Annotated in this window: 1 protein-coding gene; it reads left to right on the forward strand. The window is 77.1% G+C overall.

Annotation, left to right across the window (positions count from 1 at the left end; translation table 11 throughout):
- The first annotated feature begins 9 nt into the window (after nucleotides 1-9).
- Entirely contained in the window at nucleotides 10-19842 is a 19833-nt protein-coding gene (locus ACIQ87_RS09145; protein WP_402403804.1) for a non-ribosomal peptide synthase/polyketide synthase, read from the forward strand.
- Nucleotides 19843-19903: the final 61 nt, after the last annotated feature.

Below are 19903 nucleotides of genomic sequence, written 5' to 3' on the forward strand. Positions count from 1 at the left end.
GAGCCGACCATGACGACGTCGAAGCGAGACCGCGCCGCCGCCCTGCCCGCCGACCTGCGCGAGGCCCTGCGCCAACGCCTGGCCGGCCGGGCCGGCGGCGCCCAGGCAGCCGCCGACCGCGGCATCCCGCGCGCCGACCGCAGCCGTCCGCTGCCGCCCTCCTTCGTCCAGCAGCGGCTCTGGTTCCTGGACCGGCTGCGCCCCGGGGACCCGCGCTACAACAGCGCCGTCGCCCTGCGGTTCACCGGAGCACTGGACCGCGCGGCGCTCGCCGCGGCGCTCACCGCCGTGGTGGCGCGCCACGAGGCGCTGCGCACCACCTTCACGGAGGCCGACGGCCGGCCGGTGCAGACCGTCCGGGCGGCCGGCCCGGTGGAGCTGCCGCTCCGGGAGCGGGCCGAGGGCGAGAGCCTGGACGCGATCCTGCTCCAGGAGTACTCCCGCCCCTTCGACCTCGCCCGGGGGCCGCTGCTGCGCGCCCTGCTGGTGGCCGAGTCGCCGCGGGCCCACGTGCTGCAGCTGACCGCCCACCACATCGTCACCGACGGCTGGTCGATGGGCGTCCTGCTGGACGAGCTGTGCACCGCCTACGACGCCCTGGCCCGCGGCGCCGAGCCCGACCTGCCCGAAGTCGCCGCCCAGTACCCGGACTTCGCGGTGTGGCAGCGCGAGCAGCTGGCCGGCGACCGGCTGGAGCGGCAGCTCGCCCACTGGCGGGGGAAGCTGGCGGGCGCGGTGCCGACCGAGCTGCCGCTGGACCACCCGCGGCGCGGCGAGGAGGCCGGCCCCGGCGCCCTGCACACCTTCACCGTCCCCGCGCCGCTCACCGCCCGGCTGCGCGAACTCGCGGCCGAGCGGCAGGGCACCCTCAACACCGCGCTGGTGGCCGGCACCCAGGCGCTGCTGGCCCGCTGGTCCGGCCAGGAGGACGTCACCGTCGGCACGCTGATGGCCGGACGCACCCGCACCGAGCTGGAACGCGCCGTCGGCTGCTTCGTCAACACGGTGGTCCTGCGCACCCGGGTGGAGCCCGACGCGTCCTTCCGCGAGCTGCTCACGGCGGCCACCGAGACCGGCAACGACGCCCTCGCCCACGGCGACACGCCCTTCGAGCGGCTCGTCGAGGCGGTCGGCGCGCCCCGCGAGGCCGGCCGCAATCCGCTGTTCGACGTGCTGGTGCTGCTGCACCCCGCCCCGCCCGCCGCCGGCGACCCGCACGGGCTCGCCACCGCCCCGGTCACCGTGCCCCGGCAGGCCGCCACCTTCGACCTCAGCGTCGAGTTCGTCCCCGACGGCGAGGCGCTCACCGGCGTCCTGGAGTACCGCGCCGACCTCTTCGACGCCCCCACCGCCGGCCGGATGGCCGATCAGCTGCTGCGGCTGCTGGAGGGCGCCGCCGCCGAACCGGACCGCCCGCTCGCGACCCTGCCGCTGCTCTCCGCGCGGGAGACCGCGCAGGTCACCCGGGACTGGAACGGCCCCGCGCTGCCCGTCGAAGCCGTCGTCCTGCCGGAACTGTTCCGGCGCCGGGCCGCCGAGACCCCGCACGCCCTGGCCCTGGTCGCCGGGGAGGAGCGGCTGGACCACGCGACGCTGAACGCCCGCGCCGAACGGCTCGCCCGCCGGCTGGTCTCCTGCGGCGCCGGCCCCGAACGGCTGATCGCGCTGCGCCTGCCGCGCACCGCCGACCTGGTGATGGCCGTCCTCGCCGTCTGGAAGACCGGCGCCGGCTATCTGCCGGTCGACCCGGCGCTGCCCTGGGAGCGCGTCCGCTACCTGCTGGAGGACGCCGAACCGGCCCTCCTCCTGGACGAGGAGACCCTGCGCGAGCTGATGGAGACCGACCCCGAGGACTCCATCCGGCTCCCCGTGCCGGACCCGGCGACCACCGCGTACGTGCTCTACACCTCCGGCTCCACCGGCCGCCCCAAGGGCGTCACCGTCCCGCACCGCGCCCTGGCCCACCTGCTCGCCGCCCACCGGGCCGGCTTCGTCGCCGACGCCGGCGGCGGGCCGCTGAACGTCGCGCTGACCGCCTCCTTCTCCTTCGACACCTCGCTGGAGGGCGTGCTGCTGCTGGCCGACGGCCACCCGCTGCACCTCGTCGACGAGACCACCCGGATGGACCCGGCCGCGCTGGTCGAGTACGTCGTCCGGCACCGGATCGACTTCCTCGACCTCACCCCCTCCTACCTGCGCCAACTGCTGCCCGCAGGGCTGCTCGACGACCCCCGCCACCGCCCCCGGGTGCTGATGCTCGGCGGCGAGGCCGTCGCCCCCCGGCTCTGGCGCGAACTCGCCGCCCGCCCCGGGGTGGCCGCGTACAACTACTACGGCCCCACCGAGTGCACCGTCGACGCGCTCGCCTGCCGGATCGACGGCGGGGACCGGCCGCTGGTCGGCCGCCCGCTGCCCAACGTCCGCGCCTACGTCCTGGACGGCCGGCTCCAGCCGGTGCCGCCCGGGGTGAGCGGCGAACTCCACCTGGCCGGCGAGCAGGTCGCCCGCGGCTACGCCGGCCGCCCGGGGCTGACCGCCGCCCGCTTCACCGCCGACCCGTACGGCCCGCCCGGTACCCGGATGTACCGCACCGGCGACCTGGCCCGCTGGACGGCCGACGGGCGCCTGGAGTACCTCGGGCGCGCCGACGACCAGGTCAAGGTGCGCGGCCACCGGATCGAGCCCGGCGAGATCGAGGCCGCCCTGCTCGACCTGCCGGAGGTCGCCGCGGCCGCCGTGGTCGCCGTCCCCGACGCCCACGGGCAGAACCGGCTGGCCGCCTACCTGGTCCTCGCCGACGGCGCCGCCCGCCCCTTCGCCGAACTGCGCGCCGCCCTGCGCCGGGTGCTGCCCGACCACCTGGTGCCGTCCTCCTTCACCGTGCTCGACGCGCTGCCGCTCGGCACCAGCGGCAAGCTGGACCGCCGCGCCCTGCCCGCCCCCGAGCCGGAAGGCCGGGAGGGGGAGTTCGTCGCCCCGCGCACCCCCGAGGAGGAGATCCTCGCCGCGATCTGGGCCGAGGTGCTCGGCGTGCCGAGGGTCGGCGTCACCGACAACTTCTTCGAACTCGGCGGCGACTCGATCCTGAGCATCCAGGCCGTCTCCCGGGCCCGCGCCGAGGGCCTGCGGATCGGCTCCCAGGACGTCTTCCGCCACCAGACCGTCGCCGACCTGGCCGCCGCGGCCCGCACCGCCGAGGCGCCCGCCGCCGCGCCGCGCCGTCAGGACGGGCCCGCGCCGCTCACCCCCGTCCAGGAGTGGTTCTTCGCCGCCCACGGCCCGCTGCGGCACTTCACCATGTCGATGCTGCTCGACCTCCCGTACGACCTGGACGAACCCGCCCTGGAACGGGCGCTGAGCGCGCTGGTGGCCGCCCATCCGGCGCTGCGCACCCGCTTCACCTCCGACGCCTCCGGCCGGCGCCAGGAACCGGTCGCGGACGCCGGAAACCTGCTGAGCCGGCTCGACCCCGACCCCGACCGCGACCCCGAGGCCGCCCGGCTGCGGGCCGCCGAGGCCGCCCGCGCCGAACTGGACCCGGCCACCGGCGCCCTGCTGCGCGCCGTCCTGTTCCGCGCCGCCGACGGCGCCCGCCCCCAGCTGTTCCTGACCGCCCACCACCTCGCCGTGGACAGCGTCTCCTGGCGGGTGCTGCTCGCCGACCTGGAGCAGGCCTACCGGCAGGCCGCCGCGGGCACCGCCCCCGAGCCGGAACCCGAGCCCACCGCGTTCACCGACTGGGCCCACCGGCTCGCCGGACTGGTCCGGGCCGGCGGCCTGGACCAGGACCTGCCGTACTGGACCGCCGAGACCGCCGCCCCTGCCGAGCCGCTGCCCGTCGACCGGCCCGGCACCCCCACGGCCGGCTCGGTGCGCACCCTGCGCCGCCGGCTCGACCGGGCCACCACCGGGGCGCTGCTGCGCAAGGTCCCCGAGGTCTACCGCACCCAGGTCAACGACGTGCTGCTCAGCGCGCTCGGCCGGGCCCTCGCCGACTGGACCGGCACCGGGCGGGCCACCGTCGCCCTGGAGGGCCACGGCCGTGAGGACCTCTTCGACGACCTCGACCTCTCCCGCACCGTCGGCTGGTTCACCACCCAGTACCCCGTCACCCTCACCCCGGCCGGCCCCGCCGACGCCCCCGACTGGGCCGCCACCCTCAAGCAGGTCAAGGAGCGGCTGCGCGCCGTGCCCCGCCGCGGCCTCGGCTACGAGGCCCTCGCCCGGCTCGGCTCGCCCTCGGCGGGCGCCGCCGCCCTGCGGGACGTCCCGCTGCCGCAGGTCTCCTTCAACTACCACGGGCAGTGGACCGCCCCCGCGGCCGGGGACTTCGCCCCCGCCGGGCAGGCCCCCGGCCGGGACCTCGCCCCCGACGAGCCCCTGGACCACCTGCTGGACGTCTCCGCCGTGGTCGCCGACGGCGAGCTGGAACTCACCTGGCACTACAGCGAGGACGTCCACGAGGCCGACACCGTCCGCGGCCTGGCCGAGGCCGTGCTCACCGCCCTGACCGCCATCGTCGAGCACTGCGCCGAGCCCGCCGCCGGCGGCCGCACCCCCTCCGACTTCCCGCTGGCCGGCCTCGACCAGGAGCAGCTGGACCGGCTGGTCGGCGACGGCCGGGACGTGACGGACCTGCTGCCGCTCACCCCCCTCCAGGAGGGCATGCTCTTCCACCGCCTGGTCGGCGGCGAGGACGACGTCTACCTGGACCAGGCCGCCCTGCTGCTGGAGGGCGTCGCCGACCCGCAGGCCCTCGCCCTGGCCTGGCAGCGGGTCGCCGACCGGACACCCGCTCTGCGCACCTCGGTGGTCTGGGAGGGCGTCCCCGCCCCGCTCCAGGTGGTGCGCCGGGGCGTGCGACTGCCCGTCACCCACCTGGACCTGCGGGCCGCCGACCCGGCCGAGCGCGCCGAACGGCTGGCCCGGCTGCGCGCCGAGGACCTCGCGCTCGGCCTGGACATCGCCACCGCCCCGCTCACCCGGCTCACCCTGGTCCGGCTGCCCGAGGCCCGGCTCCAGCTGCTGTGGACCTCCCACCACCTGATCCTGGACGGCTGGAGCCTCGCCCAGGTGCTCACCGACGTGTTCGCCGAGTACGCGGCGATCACCACCGGCGCCGCGCCCGCCCCGGCGGTGCGCCGGCCCTTCGCCGACTACGTGCACTGGCTGGCCGGACAGGACGCCGAGGCCGCCCGGGCCCACTGGCGGTCCGTCCTGGAGGGCTTCGCCACCGCCACCCCGCTGCCCGCCGACCGGGTCCGGCGCGAGGCCCACCGGGCCCGTTCGGCCGGCTCCCACAGCGCCGCCCTGACCGAGCAGGCATCCGAGCAACTGGCGTGCACCGCCCGGCAGTCCGGGCTGACCCTCGGCACCGTGGTGCAGGGCGCCTGGGCGCTGCTGCTGTCCCGCCACAGCGGCGAGCCCGACGTGCTGTTCGGCACCACCGTCTCCGGCCGGCCCGAGGAGCTGCCCGGCGTCGAGTCGATGATCGGCATGTTCATCAACACCCTGCCCACGAGGGTCCGGGTGGACGGCGCCCGCACCGCCGCCGACTGGCTGCGCGAACTGCAGGACGACCAGGCCGAGGCCCGCCGGCACGCGGCCGTCTCGCTCGCCGAACTCACCGGCTTCAGCGACGTCCCGTCCGGCAGCGCGCTGTTCGACAGCATCGTCGCCTTCGAGAACTACCCCTTCGACGACGCCGACGCCGCCGGCACCGGGGTGCGCCTGGCCGAGGTGTCCTCCCGGGACGCCACCAACTTCCCGCTGGTGCTGCGCGCCTACCAGGGCGGGCAGGTCGGCTTCGACCTCGCCTACGACCCCGAGCTGTTCGACGCCGCCACCGTGCGCGGCCTCGCCGAGCGGCTCTGCCTGCTGCTCACCGAGCTGGCCGCCGGCCTGGACCGCCCGCTGCGCGCCCTGGCCCGGACCACCGAGGAGGAACGGCGCCGGCTGCTGGTCGACTGGAACGGCACCGCCCAGGGCCGCCCCGAGCGCACCCTGGTCGAGCTGTTCGAGGCGCAGGCCGCCCGCACCCCGGGCGCCGTGGCCGTCACCTGCGGCGCGGAGCAGCTCTGCTACGCCGAACTGGACGCCCGGGCCGACCGCCTCGCCCACCGGCTGGCCGACTTCGGCGCCGGCCCCGAGCGGTACGTCGCCCTGGCGCTGCCCCGTGGCACCGAGCTGGTGGTGGCCGTCCTCGCCGTCCTCAAGACCGGCGCCGCCTACCTGCCGCTGGACCCGGCGCTGCCCGCCGAACGCCGCACCGAACTGCTGCGCGACGCCGCCCCGGTGGCCCTGGTGACGGTGGAGGAGCCGGCCGGCGTCGAGGTCCCCGTCCTCGCCCTGGCCCGCCCCGAGGTGCGTGCCGACCTCGCCCGCCGCCCGGCCGGCCCGCTCGGCACCGGCCACCGTCCGCTGCCCGACAGCCCCGCCTACGCCATCTTCACCTCCGGCTCCACCGGCCGCCCCAAGGGTGTCGTGATACCGCACGCCAACGTGGTCCGGCTGTTCGAGCAGACCAGGGAGCAGTTCGGCTTCGGCCCCGAGGACGTCTGGACGCTCTTCCACTCCTACACCTTCGACTTCTCGGTCTGGGAGCTGTGGGGCCCGCTGCTGCACGGCGGCCGGCTCGTGGTGGTGCCCGAGGACACCGCCCGCTCCCCGGAGGACTTCCTGCGGCTGCTCGCCGACGAGCGGGTCACCGTCCTCAACCAGACCCCGTCCGCCTTCCACCAGCTGGCCCGCGCCGACGCCCGGCACCCGGACGTCTCCGCCCGGCTGGCGCTGCGCACCGTGGTCTTCGGCGGCGAGGCGCTGGACGTCACCCGGCTCGCCGACTGGTACCGGCGCCACCCCGAGGACGCCCCGCGCCTGGTGAACATGTACGGCATCACCGAGACCACCGTGCACGTCACCCACACCGAACTCGACCGGGCCACCGCCGCGGCCACCGCCGGCGGCCCGGGCCCGATCGGCACCGGCATCGCCGACCTGCGGCTGTACGTGCTCGACGACGACCTGGCCCTGCTGCCCCCGGGCGCCGTCGGCGAACTGTACGTGGCGGGCGAGGGCCTGGCCCGCGGCTACCTCAACCGGCCCGGCCTCACCGCCACCCGCTTCCTCGCCGATCCGTTCGGCGCCCCCGGCAGCCGGATGTACCGCACCGGCGACCGCGCCCGCCGACAGGCCGACGGCACCCTGCGCTACCTGGGCCGCGCCGACCAGCAGGTCAAGATCCGCGGCTACCGGATCGAACCCGGCGAGATCGAGGCCGCCCTCCAGAGCCACCCCGGCGTGGGCCTGGCCACCGTCGGCGTCTACCAGGACACGGCCGGCACCCGCCGGCTGGTCGCCCACGTCGTCGGCGAGGGCCGGGAGCGGCCCCCGGGCGCCGCCGAGCTGCGCGCCCACCTGGAACGGCTGCTGCCCGCCTACCTGGTGCCCGCCGCCTACGTCCCGCTGGACGCGCTGCCGCTCACCCCCAACGGCAAGCTCGACCGGCGCGCCCTGCCGCAGCCGGGACCGGACGGCTTCGCGGCCGGCCGCGAGCGCACCGCCCCCCGCACCCCCGCCGAGCGGCTGGTCGCCGAGGCCTGGACGGAGGTCCTGGACGCCGGCCGGATCGGCGCCGAGGACGACTTCTTCGCCCTCGGCGGGGACTCCATCCTCGCCGTGCGGGTCACCGCCCGGCTGCGCACCGCCTTCGGCTCCGCGGACCTCTCGCCCCGGCTGCTGTTCACCCACCCCGTGCTCGCCGACCTCGCCGCGGCGCTCGGCGAGCCGGGCCGCCCCGGCACCGTACGGACCGTCATCCCCGCCGCCGACCCGGGCGCCGAGCCGCCGCTCTCGTACGCCCAGCAGCGGCTCTGGTTCCTCGACCGCTTCGAGCCCGGCAGCACCGAGTACACCTCGCTGTCCGTGCTGCGGCTGCGCGGGCCCCTCGACCGGGAGGCGCTGGGCACCGCCCTGGACGCCCTGGTGGAGCGGCACGAGGCGCTGCGGACCGGCTACGCCGAACGGGACGGCCGGGCCCGCCAGGTGGTGCGCCCGCCGTACCCCGTCGAGCTGCCCTGCGCGGACGTCCCACCGGCGGAGCTGGACGCCCTGCTGGAGCGGATCGCCGCCACCCCCTTCGACCTCGGGACCGGCCCCGTACTGCGCGCCCACCTGGCCCGCACGGCCGCCGACGAGCACGTCCTCGCCCTGGCCGTGCACCACATCGCCACCGACGGCTGGTCGATGGGCGTGCTCGGCCGTGACCTCGGCGAGCTGTACGCCGCCGCCCTGGCGGGCCGTGGCCCGCGGCTGCCCGAACTGCCCCTGCGGTACACCGACTTCGCGGCCTGGCAGCGCACCCGCACCGCCGCCGCCGAGGCCGACCTCGACCACTGGCGCCGGGCCCTGGACGGCCTGGAGCCGCTGGAGCTGCCCACCGACCGGCCGCGCCCGGCGGTGCGCACCCGGGAGGGCGCGCTGGTCACCTTCACGCTGCCCGCCGAGCTGACCGCCCGGCTGCGCGAGCGCGGCCGGGAGGCCGACGGCACCCTCTACACCGTCCTGCTGGCCGCCTGCCAGGTGCTGCTGGCCCGCTGGTCCGGGCAGCGCGACATCGCCGTCGGCACCGTCACCTCCGGCCGCGATCAGGGCGAACTCCACGACGTGGTCGGCATGTTCGTCAACACCCTGGTGCTGCGCGGCGACATCAGCCCCGAGCGGTCCTTCCACGAGCTGCTGACCGACGCCCAGGCCACCGTCCTGGACGCCCTGGCCCACCAGGAGGTGCCCTTCGAACGGCTGGTGGACGCCCTCCAGCCGGAGCGCGACACCAGTCGCACCCCGCTGTTCCAGGTGATGGTGGCCCTGCACAACCTGGGCGCCGAGGCGCCCCGGCTGCCCGGCCTGACGGTGGAACCGATCACCCCGCCGGTCCGCAACGCCACCTTCGACCTCTCCTTCGACTTCGCCGAGCACGACGGCGGCCTGACCGGCTACCTGGAGTACAGCACCGGGCTGTTCGACGCCCGGACCGCCGAGCAGCTCGCCGCCCGGCTGACCACCCTGCTGGCCGCCGTCGCCGAGGAGCCGGGGACGGCCGTCGGGGCGCTGCCGCTGATGACCGCGCAGGAGCGGCGGCAGGTGCTGCGGCAGGGGAGGGTCGAGCCGCTGCCCGGTCCCGACACCACCTTCACCGCCCTGTTCGAGGAGCAGGCCGCCCGCACCCCCGGGGCCACCGCGCTGGTCGCCCGGGACGCCACCCTGGACTACGCCGAGCTCAACGCCCGGGCCAACCGCCTCGCCCGGCACCTGGTGGCCCTCGGCGCCGGCCCGGAGCAGGTGGTCGCCGTCCGGCTGCCGCGCACCTCCGAACTGGTGGTGGCGCTGTTCGGGGTGCTCAAGGCCGGGGCCGTCCTCCAGTTCGTCGACCCGGACCTGCCCGAGGAGCGGGCCGCCCTGCTGCTCGACGACACCCGGCCGCGCACCGTGCTGACCGAGCGTTCCCTGCGCGAGGTGCCCTGGGAGGCCCTGCCCGGCCACGACCTGACCGACGCCGAACGGACCGCCCCGCTGCTGCCGGGGCACGCCGCCTACCTGATCCACACCTCCGGCTCCACCGGCCGCCCCAAGGGCGTGGTCGTCGAGCACCGCCGGCTGGTCAACCTCTGCCGCGACCACCGGGAGGGGATGCTCGCCCCGCACACCGCCGACGGCCGCCGGCTGAAGGTCGCCCTCAGCGCCTCCCTCTCCTTCGACACCAGCTGGGAGGGCCCGCTGCTGCTGGTGTCCGGCCAGGAACTCCACCTGATCGACGAGGACGTCCGGCTGGACCCGCAGGCCTTCCGCGCCCGGATCGTCGACCAGCGGCTCGACGTCGTCAACGTCACCCCCTCCTTCCTGCGCGAACTCACCGCCGCCGGGCTGTTCGCCCCCGCCGCGCACCACCCGCGGCTGCTGCAGCTCGGCGGCGAGGCCGTCCCCGCCGCCACCTGGCGGGAACTGGTCGCCGCCCAGGCCGAGTTCGGCATCAGCACCTACAACCTGTACGGGCCCACCGAGTGCACCGTCGACGCCGCCTACGCCCGCTGCGCCGACCACCCCGAGCGCCCGGTGATCGGCCGGCCGGGCCGGGGCGTCACCGCCTACGTGCTCGACGGCGCGCTGCGCCCGGTGCCGCCCGGCATGCCGGGGGAGCTGTACCTGGCCGGCGAGCAGGTCGCCCGCGGCTACGCCGGCCGCCCGGGGCTGACCGCCGCCCGCTTCACCGCCGACCCGTACGGCCCGCCCGGCACCCGGATGTACCGCACCGGCGACCTCGCCCGCTGGGACGCCGAGGGGCAGCTGGAGTTCCTCGGCCGCGCCGACGAGCAGGTCAAGATCCGCGGCTTCCGGATCGAGCCCGGCGAGGTGGAGGCCGCCCTGCTGACCCACCCCGACCTCGCGGACTGCGCCGTCGCCGCCCGCGACCAGGGCGGCCGGACCGTGCTGGTCGGCTACCCGGTGCCGGCCGCCGACCGGGTGCCGCCCGCCGAGGAGCTGCGGGCCTGGCTGCGCCGCACCCTGCCCGACCACCTGGTGCCCACCGCCTTCGTCCCCCTGGCCCGCGTCCCGCGCACCACCAGCGGCAAGACCGACCGGCGCGCCCTGCCGGCCCCGCCCGCCCAGCCGGACCGCACCACCCCGTACGTCGCCCCGCGCCCCGGCACCGAGGAGCTGCTCGCCGCGATCTGGGCCGAGGTGCTGGGCGTGGAGCGGGTCGGCGCCCGGGACAACTTCTTCGCCCTCGGCGGGGACTCCATCCTCAGCATCCAGATCGTCTCCCGGGCCCGCGCCGCCGGACTGGCCCTCACCACCAAGGACGTCTTCCGCTACCAGAACGTCGCCGAACTCGCGCTCTGCGTCGGTGAGCTGTCCGACCTCGCGGAGCCGGGGGAGGAGACCGAGCCCGCCGAGGCGCCGCTCACCCCGATCCAGCACTGGTACCTCGACGGCCGCCGGCCCGGCGAGGCGCTGCGCTTCACCATGACCCAGCGCCTCGCGCTGGCCCCGGACACCGACCCGGCCGCCCTGCACCGGGCGGTGCTCGCCCTGGTGGAACACCACCCGGCGCTGCGCACCCGCTTCCGCCACGGCCGGTCCGGCTGGCACCAGGAAGTCCTCCCCGCGGGCCCGGACGGCGTCTTCACCCGCCACCGGGGCGTGGCGGAAGCCGAGGTGCAGCAGGCCGCCGAGCAGGCCCAACGCTCCCTCGACCCGGTCGAGGGCCGGATGCTGCGCGCCCTGTTCTTCGACGGCGGCGAACGGCAGCCGGGCCAACTCGTGCTGACCGTCCACCACCTGGCCGTGGACGGCGTCTCCTGGCGCATCCTGCTGGCCGACCTCGAAGCCGCCTACCGCACCGCCCGCACCGGCGCACCCGTCCGGCTGCCCGATCCCGGCACCTCCTACACCCGGTGGGCCGCCCGGCTGGAGCGGCACACCCGCTCCGGCGCCCTGGACGGCGACACCGCGTACTGGACCCGCACCGGCGAGGCCCCGGCCGAACTGCCCGCCGGGCGTCCGGGACCCAACACCCACGGCACCGCCGCCACCCTCACCGTCACCCTGGACGAGAAGACCACCGAGGCGCTGCTGCGCCGCGTCCCGGAGGTCTACCGGACCCAGGTCAACGACGTCCTGCTGAGCGCGCTGGGCCGCACCCTGGCCCGCTGGTGCGGCCGCGGCTGCGTGCTGATCGGCGTCGAGGGCCACGGCCGCGAGGACCTCTTCGCCGACCAGGACCTCTCCCGGACGGTCGGCTGGTTCACCGCCGAGTTCCCGCTCGCCCTGCGCGTCGACCCCGAGGCCGGCTGGCACGACACCCTGCGCTCGGTCAAGGAGCAGCTGCGCGCCGTCCCGCTGCGCGGACTCAGCCACGGCGCCCTGCGCCACCTCCACCCGTCCGCCCTGCCGGCCGACGCGGCCGCGCCGCGATTCGGCTTCAACTACCACGGCCAGTGGGACACCCGCGGCGGCGCCGACGGGCTGCTGCGCGGCTCGCTGCCCCCGGCCGGGCGGGACACCGACCCCGACGAGCCCCGCCCCTACCTGCTGGACGTCATCGGCGCGGTCCAGGACGGCCGGCTCGAACTGGGCTGGACCTACCCCGCCGCGGTGTACGAGGAGTCCACCGTCCGCGCCCTCGCCGAGCAGACCCTGCACGCCCTGCGCGAACTCGCCGAGCACTGCGCCGCCCCGGGCGCCGGCGGCCGCACCCCGTCCGACTTCCCGCTGGCCGGCCTCGACCAGGCCGCGCTGGACCGCCTGGTCGGCGACGGCCGCGAGGTCGAGGACGTGCTGCCGCTCACCCCGCTGCAGTCCGGCATGCTCTTCCACGGCCTGGTCGACGAGGACGGCGCATACGTGGACCGGATCGCCGTGCGGCTGGCCGGCGTCACCGACCCGGAGGCCTTCGCCGAGGCCTGGCAGCTGGTCGCCGACCGCACCCCGGCGCTGCGCACCGCCGTGCACTGGCGCGGCCTGCCGCACCCCGTCCAGCTGGTCGCGCGCCGCGCCGCCCTGCCCGTCCGCCACCTGGACTGGCGCGGCCTGACGCCCGGGCAGCGCGCCGCCGCGACGGAGCGGCTGCTCGCCGAGGAGCGGGCCGCCGGGCTGGACCTGGGCACCGCGCCGCTCACCCGGCTGGCCCTGGCCGCGCTGCCCGGTGACGAGGTGCTGCTGCTCTGGTCCACCCACCACGTGATCCTGGACGGCTGGAGCACCGGGCAGTTGCTCACCGAGGTGTGCGAGGAGTACGCCGCGCTGACCGGCGGACCGCAGGCCCCCCGCCCGGTCCGCCGCCCCTTCGCGGACTTCCTCGCCTGGCTGCGCGAGCAGGACGGGCGGGCCGCCGAGGAGCACTGGAGCGCGGCCCTGGCAGGGTTCACCGAACGGACCGCGCTGCCCTACGACCGCCGGCCCGCCGGGGCCCACCGGGCCCGCGCCACCGCCGCCGTCCACCGCGAACTCGACGAGGCGCTCTCCGCCCGGCTGCGGGAGAACGCCGCGGCCGCCGGACTGACCGTCAACACCCTGGTGGAGGGCGCCTGGGCGCTGCTGCTGGCCCGCTACGGCGGCACCGGGGACGTCGTCTTCGGCACCACCGTCTCCGGGCGGCCGGCCGAACTGCCCGGGGTCGAGACGATGATCGGCCTGTTCATCAACACCGTGCCGGCCCGCGTCCAGCTGCCGACCGGGAGCGTGCGGAGCTGGCTCAGGGACCTCCAGGACCGGCAGAGCGACGGCCGCCGCCACGACCACCTGGCCCTGCCCCGGATCCAGGGCCTGAGCGAACTGCCCGCCGGGGAGGCGCTGTTCGACAGCATGCTGGTGTTCGAGAACTACCCCGTCGACGAGTCCGCCGCGGACCGCACCGGCGTCCGGGTGGTCGAGGTGCGCGCCGACGACGCCACCACCTTCCCCTGGTGCCTGCGCGCCCATCTCAGCGGACAGCTCGCCTTCGACCTGGCGTACGACCCCGCGCTGTTCGACGCGAGCACCGCCCGGGACGCCGCCGACCGCCTCGCCCTGCTGCTGACCGCCCTCGCCGACGGCCTGGACGGCGACCTCGCCGCGCTCGACCCGCTCACGGCGGCCGACCGCGCCCTGCTCGCCTCCTGGCACACCACCGCCCGCCCGGCGGCGCCGGACAGCCCGCTGCGGATCTTCGCCGAGCAGGTCCGCCGCACCCCCGACGCCCCCGCCGTGCGCGACGGCGAGCGGGAACTGACCTACCGCGGGCTCGACGACTGGTCCGACCGGCTGGCCGCCCGGCTGCTCGCCGACGGCCTGCCCCCCGAGGGCCGGGTGGCGCTGGCGATGGACCGCGGCGCCGAACTCGTCGTCGCCGAGCTGGCCGTCCTCAAGGCGGGCGGCGCCTACCTGCCCGTCGACCTGCGCGCCCCCGAGGAGCGCCGCCGCGCCCTGCTCGACCGGGCCGGCGCGGCCCTGCCGCTCACCGCCGGGCAGGTCGCCGCCGCACTCGACGAACCGGCCCCGGCGGCGCCCGCCCTGCCGAGCGCCGACCCCGACCGGCTGGCGTACGTGATGTACACCTCCGGCTCCACCGGCGAGCCCAAGGCCGTCGCCGTCCGGCACCGCGACGTGGCCTCGCTCGCCACCGACAGCCGCTTCGCCGACGGCAGCTGCGCCCGGGTGCTGCTGCACTCGCCGGTCGCCTTCGACGCCGCCACCTTCGAGGTGTGGGCGCCGCTGCTGAACGGCGGCTGCGTCCTCGTCGCCCCCCACGGGCCGGTGGACGCCACACTGCTGCGCCGCCTCGCCGGACCGGAGGGGCCGACCGCGCTCTGGCTCACCGCCGGCCTGTTCCGGCTGCTCGCCCAGGACGCGCCGGACTGCTTCACCGGCCTGCGGGCGCTGTGGACCGGCGGGGACGTGGTGCCCGCCGCCGCCGTGCGCCGCGTCCTCGCCGCCTGCCCCGGGCTGACCGTGGTCGACGGCTACGGGCCCACCGAGACCACCACCTTCGCCACCGCCCACGCCCTGGCGGACGCCGCCGCGGTGCCCGACACCGTCCCGATCGGCCGCCCGCTGGACGACCGGCGGGCGCACGTCCTGGACCGGCGGCTGCGGCCGGTGCCGCCCGGCTGCGCCGGCGAGCTGTACCTGGCCGGTGAGGGCGTGGCCCGCGGCTACCTGGGCCGCCCCGGCGCGACCGCCGCCCGCTTCCTCGCCGACCCCTCCGGCCCGCCCGGCGCCCGGATGTACCGCACCGGGGACCTCGCCCGCCGCCGCGCCGACGGCACCGTCGAGTTCCTCGGCCGCGCCGACGACCAGGTGAAGATCCGCGGCTTCCGGGTCGAGCCCGCCGAGGTGGAGGCCGCCCTGGCCGCTCACCCGCTGGTCTCCGACGTCGCCGTGGTCGTCCGCGAGGACCGGCCCGGCGCCCGCCGGCTGGTCGCCTACCCGGTCGGCGCCGCCGACCCCGAGGAGCTGCGGGCCCTCGCCGCCCGCACCCTGCCCGACTACCTCGTCCCGGCCGCCTTCGTCCCGCTGACCGCCCTCCCGCTGAGCCGCAACGGCAAGGTCGACCGCGCCGCCCTCCCGGCGCCGGAACCCGGCGGCGAGCGCCGCTCCCGCACCGAGCCGCGCACCGCGGCCGAACACCGCACCGCCGAGGTGTTCGCCGAGGTCCTCGGCATCCGCCCGCCCGGCGTCGACGAGGACTTCTTCGCCCTGGGCGGCGACTCCATCCTCAGCATCCGGCTCGCCGCCCGCCTCGCCGAGGCCTTCGGCACCGACCTCGGCCCCCGCGCGGTCTTCGACCACCCCACCCCGGAAGGCCTGGCCCGCCTGCTCACCACGGAGCCGGGCACCCCGGCCCGCCCGCCGGTGCTCCCGGTCGCCCGCGCGGGCGCCGCCCCGATGTCGTACGCCCAGCAACGCCTCTGGTTCCTGGAGGAGTTCGCACCCGGCGGCGCCGAGTACGTCACCGCGCTCGCGCTGCGGCTGCGCGGCACCCTGGACACCGACGCGCTCGGCGCCGCCCTGGGCGCCCTGACGGACCGGCACGAGTCGCTGCGCACCACCTTCGACAGCGTCGACGGCCACGGCGTCCAGCTCGTCCACCCGCCGCGGGACGTCCCGCTGCCGCTCTACGACCTCTCCCGACTGCCGTACGGGCAACGGGAGGAGGCCCTGCGCGAGCTGCTCGCCGCCGAACGCGCCCGCCCCTTCGACCTGCGCCGCGGACCGCTGCTGCGCCCCGCCCTGGCCCGGCTCGCCGACGGCGAGCACGTGCTCGCGCTGACCCTGCACCACATCGTCACCGACGGCTGGTCCACCGCAGTGCTGCTCACCGACCTCGCCCACCTCTACCGCGCCGAACTCGGCTCCACGCAGGAGCCGTTGGCGCCGCTGCCGGTGCAGTACGCCGACTACGCGCACTGGCAGCGCACCGCCGGCGCCCCCGCCGGGCAACAACTCGATTACTGGAAGCGGCAGCTGGACGGCGTCGCCCCGCTGCGGCTGCCCACCGACCGGCCCCGGCCCGCGGTGCGCACCAGCAACGGCGCCACCGCCCGGCTGGAACTGCCCGCCGACACCGCCCGCCGGCTGGCCGAGGTCGGCCGGCAGCGCGGCACCACCCTGTTCACCACCCTGGTCGCCGCCGCCCAGGCCTACCTGGCCCGGCTCGCCGGGGACACCGACATCGCCGTCGGCACCGTCACCTCAGGCCGCGACCGGCCCGAGGTCCAGAGCCTCGTCGGGTTCTTCGTCAACACCCTGGTGCTGCGCTCCCGGGTCGAGCCCGGGCAGCCCTTCGACGCGCTGCTCGGCGAGGTCCGGCAGACCGTCCTGGACGCCCTCGCCCACCAGGACGTGCCCTTCGAGAAGGTCGTCGACGAGGTCCAGCCGGTGCGCGACACCAGCCGCAGCCCGCTCTTCCAGGTCCTCGTGGTGCTCCAGAACGCCCCGTCCGCCGCACTCGACCTGCCCGGCCTGGACGTGGGCGACGTCGAGACCGACAACACCAGGACGGCCTTCGACCTGGTGGTGGAGTTCGCCGAGGCCGACAGCGGAGCCCTGCACGGCCTGCTCACCTACAACACCGACCTGTTCGACCAGGCCACCGTCGAGCGGATGGCGGGCCAGCTCGCCGTCCTGCTGACCGCCGTCGCCCAGGACCCGGCCCGCGCCGTCGGCGCGCTGCCACTGGCCGGCCCCGACGCGCCGCCCGTCGAGCCGACCGGCACCTTCCACCCGGTGCCGGAGGCGACCCTGCCCGAACTCTTCCAGCGGCAGGCCGCCGCCACCCCCGACGCGCCGGCCCTGCTCGACGGCGAACGGGAGCTGAGCTACGCCGAACTGGACCGGGCCGCCAACCGGCTGGCCCACCACCTCATCGGGCAGGGCGTCGGGCCCGAGCGGCTGGTCGCCCTCGCACTGCCCCGCTCGGCGGCCATGGTCGTCGCCCAGCTCGCCGTCGCCAAGGCCGGCGGCGCCTTCCTCCCCGTCGACCCGGACTACCCGGCGCCCCGGCGGGAGTTCATGGTCCGCGACGCCGGCGCCCACCTGCTGCTCGACGACCCGGCCGCGGTCTGGGCCGCGGGTGGGCCCGACACCGCGCCCACCGACGCCGACCGCGTCGCCGCCCTCACCCCCGCCCACCCGGCCTACACCGTCTACACCTCCGGCTCCACCGGCACCCCCAAGGGCGTCCTGGTCACCCACGCCGGCCTCGCCGTCTTCGCGGCCGCCGCCGCCGAGCAGTACGCCGTCGGCCCCGGCGACCGGGTGCTCCAGTTCGCCTCGCCCAGCTTCGACGCCTCCGTGCTGGAACTGTGCATCGCCCTGCTCACCGGGGCCGCCCTGGTCACCGGGGAGGAGGGGCCGCTGGTCGGCGAACGGCTCGCCGAGGTGCTGGCCGCCCGCCGGATCAGCCACACCCTGATCCCCCCGGCGGCCCTGGCCACCCTGGAACCGGAGACCGCCGCCGACCTGCCCGGGCTGCGCACCCTGGTGGTCGGCGCCGAGGCCTGCCCGGCCGACCTGGTCGACACCTGGGCCCCGGGCCGACGGATGATCAACTCCTACGGCCCCACCGAGGCCACCGTCGTCGCCAGCTGGACCGACCCGCTCGCCCCCGGCGGCGGCAGCCCCGCGATCGGCCGCCCCAGCGGCGCCACCCGCGCGTACGTCCTGGACACCGCCCTGCGGCCGGTGCCGCCCGGCATCACCGGCGAGCTCTACCTGGCCGGCCCCGGCCTCGCCCGCGGCTACCTCGGCCGGCCCGGCCTCACCGCCGCCCGCTTCCTGCCCGACCCGTACGGCGCGCCCGGCACCCGGATGTACCGCACCGGCGACCTCGCCCGCCGCGACGCCGACGGCCAACTCCGGTTCGCCGGACGCGCCGACGAGCAGATCAAACTGCGCGGCTTCCGGATCGAACCGGGCGAGATCGAGAGCGCCCTGCGCCGCAGCCCCCTGGTGCGCGACGCCGTCGTCACCGTCCGCCCCGACGGCCCGGGCGGCGGCCGGCTGGTCGGCTACGTCGTCCCGGCCGACGCCACCGCCGGCGCCCCCGCCCTCGAACTGCGCCTCCACCTCGCCGAGTCACTGCCCCCGCACCTCGTCCCCGCGGCCTTCGTCCCGCTGGAGCGCCTCCCGCTCACCCCCAACGGCAAGCTCGACCGGCGGGCCCTGCCCGACCCCGGGCCCGCCCACGCCACCGCCGGCGGCCCCGGCCGGGCGCCGGAGACCGACCTCGAACGCCGGATCGCCCGGATCTGGGCCGACGTCCTCGGCCTCGACGAGGTCGGCGCCGACGACAACTTCTTCCTGCTCGGCGGCGACTCCATCCTCAGCATGCAGGTGGTGTCCCGGCTGCGCCGCGACGGCCTCCACCTGGCCACCCGCGACCTGTTCAGCCACCAGACCGTGGCCCGGCTCGCCACCGTCGTCACCGCCGTCACCGAACGCGCGGACGACGGCCCGGTGACCGGCGACGTGCCGCTCACCCCCATCCAGGAGTGGTTCCTGACCACCCCGCGCGCCGCCCACCACCACTTCAACCAGTCCACCCTGCTCGAACTCGCCGCCGACCCCGACCCGCAGGCGCTGCGCGCCGCCCTCGACGCCCTGCTGGAACACCACGACGCCCTGCGCATGCGCTACACCCACGACGAGGCCGGCTGGCACCAGTTCAACCCGCCGCCCGCCCCCGCCGACGGCCTCCTGGCCCACCACGACCTGACCGGGCAGGGCACCGAGGCCGCCGACGCGGCCATGGCCGAGGCCGCCGACGAACTCCACGCCGGCTTCGACCTCGCCCGTGGCCCGCTGCTGCGCGCCGCCCTGTTCACCGGCCACCCGGACCACCCCGCCCTGCTGCTCCTGGTCGCCCACCACCTGGTCGTCGACGCCGTCTCCTGGCGGGTGCTGCGCGACGACCTGGAGAACGCCCACCGGCAGGCCGTCCGGGGCGAGAAGATCAGCCTCGGGGAGCGCGGCACCTCCTTCCGGGACTGGGCGCACCGGCTCTCCGCCCACGTCGCCGAGGGCGGCCTGGACCACGAACTCCCGTACTGGGAGGAGGCGGTGAGCGCCAGGACCGGCCTGCCCGGCGGCGCCGGCGGCGACGAAGCCGAGCGGGGCGCGGTCACCGTCGAACTCGACGAGGCGGACACCGAGGCGCTGCTGCGCGCCGCCCCCGCCGCCTACCGCACCCGGGTCAACGACGTGCTGCTCGCCGCCCTCGCCCTCGCCCTGGCCCGCTGGAGCGGCCGGGAGCGGATCGCCCTGGACCTGGAGGGGCACGGCCGGGAGGACCTGCTGGAGGGCGTCGACCTGTCCCGTACGGTCGGCTGGTTCACCACCGTCCACCCCGTCACCTTCCACGTCCCCGACCCCGCCGACCTCGGCCCGGACCGCGACTGGCGCGCCCTGGTGAAGTCCGTGCGCCGGCAGCTGCGCGCGGTGCCCGGCAACGGCCTGGGCTTCGGTGCCCTGCGCACCTTCGGCGGCCCCGAGGTCCGCGAGCGCCTCGCCGCCGGCGGGCACGGCCAGGTGGTCTTCAACTACCTCGGCCAGTGGGACGCCCGGCCCGAGACCGCCGGCGACGGCCTGGTCCGCGCCGAACTCGGCTCCTTCGGCCGGGACCACGACCCCCGGGACGGCGGCTCCCACCCGCTGGAGGTGGTCGGCGCGGCCCAGCACGGACGCCTCGCCTTCACCTGGCACCACCGGCCCGCCGTCCACGACACCGCGGCCGTCCGCCGGGCGGCCGAGGACTTCGCCGCCGCCCTGCGGCAGATCGCCCGGCACGCCCGGGAAGGACGGTGACCACGCCACCACCCACCCGCACCGCCCCGTGACGACCCCGTGACGACCGACCGACCGACGA

Source organism: Kitasatospora sp. NPDC096204, from assembly GCF_044763205.1.
Classification (GTDB): Bacteria; Actinomycetota; Actinomycetes; order Streptomycetales; family Streptomycetaceae; genus Kitasatospora.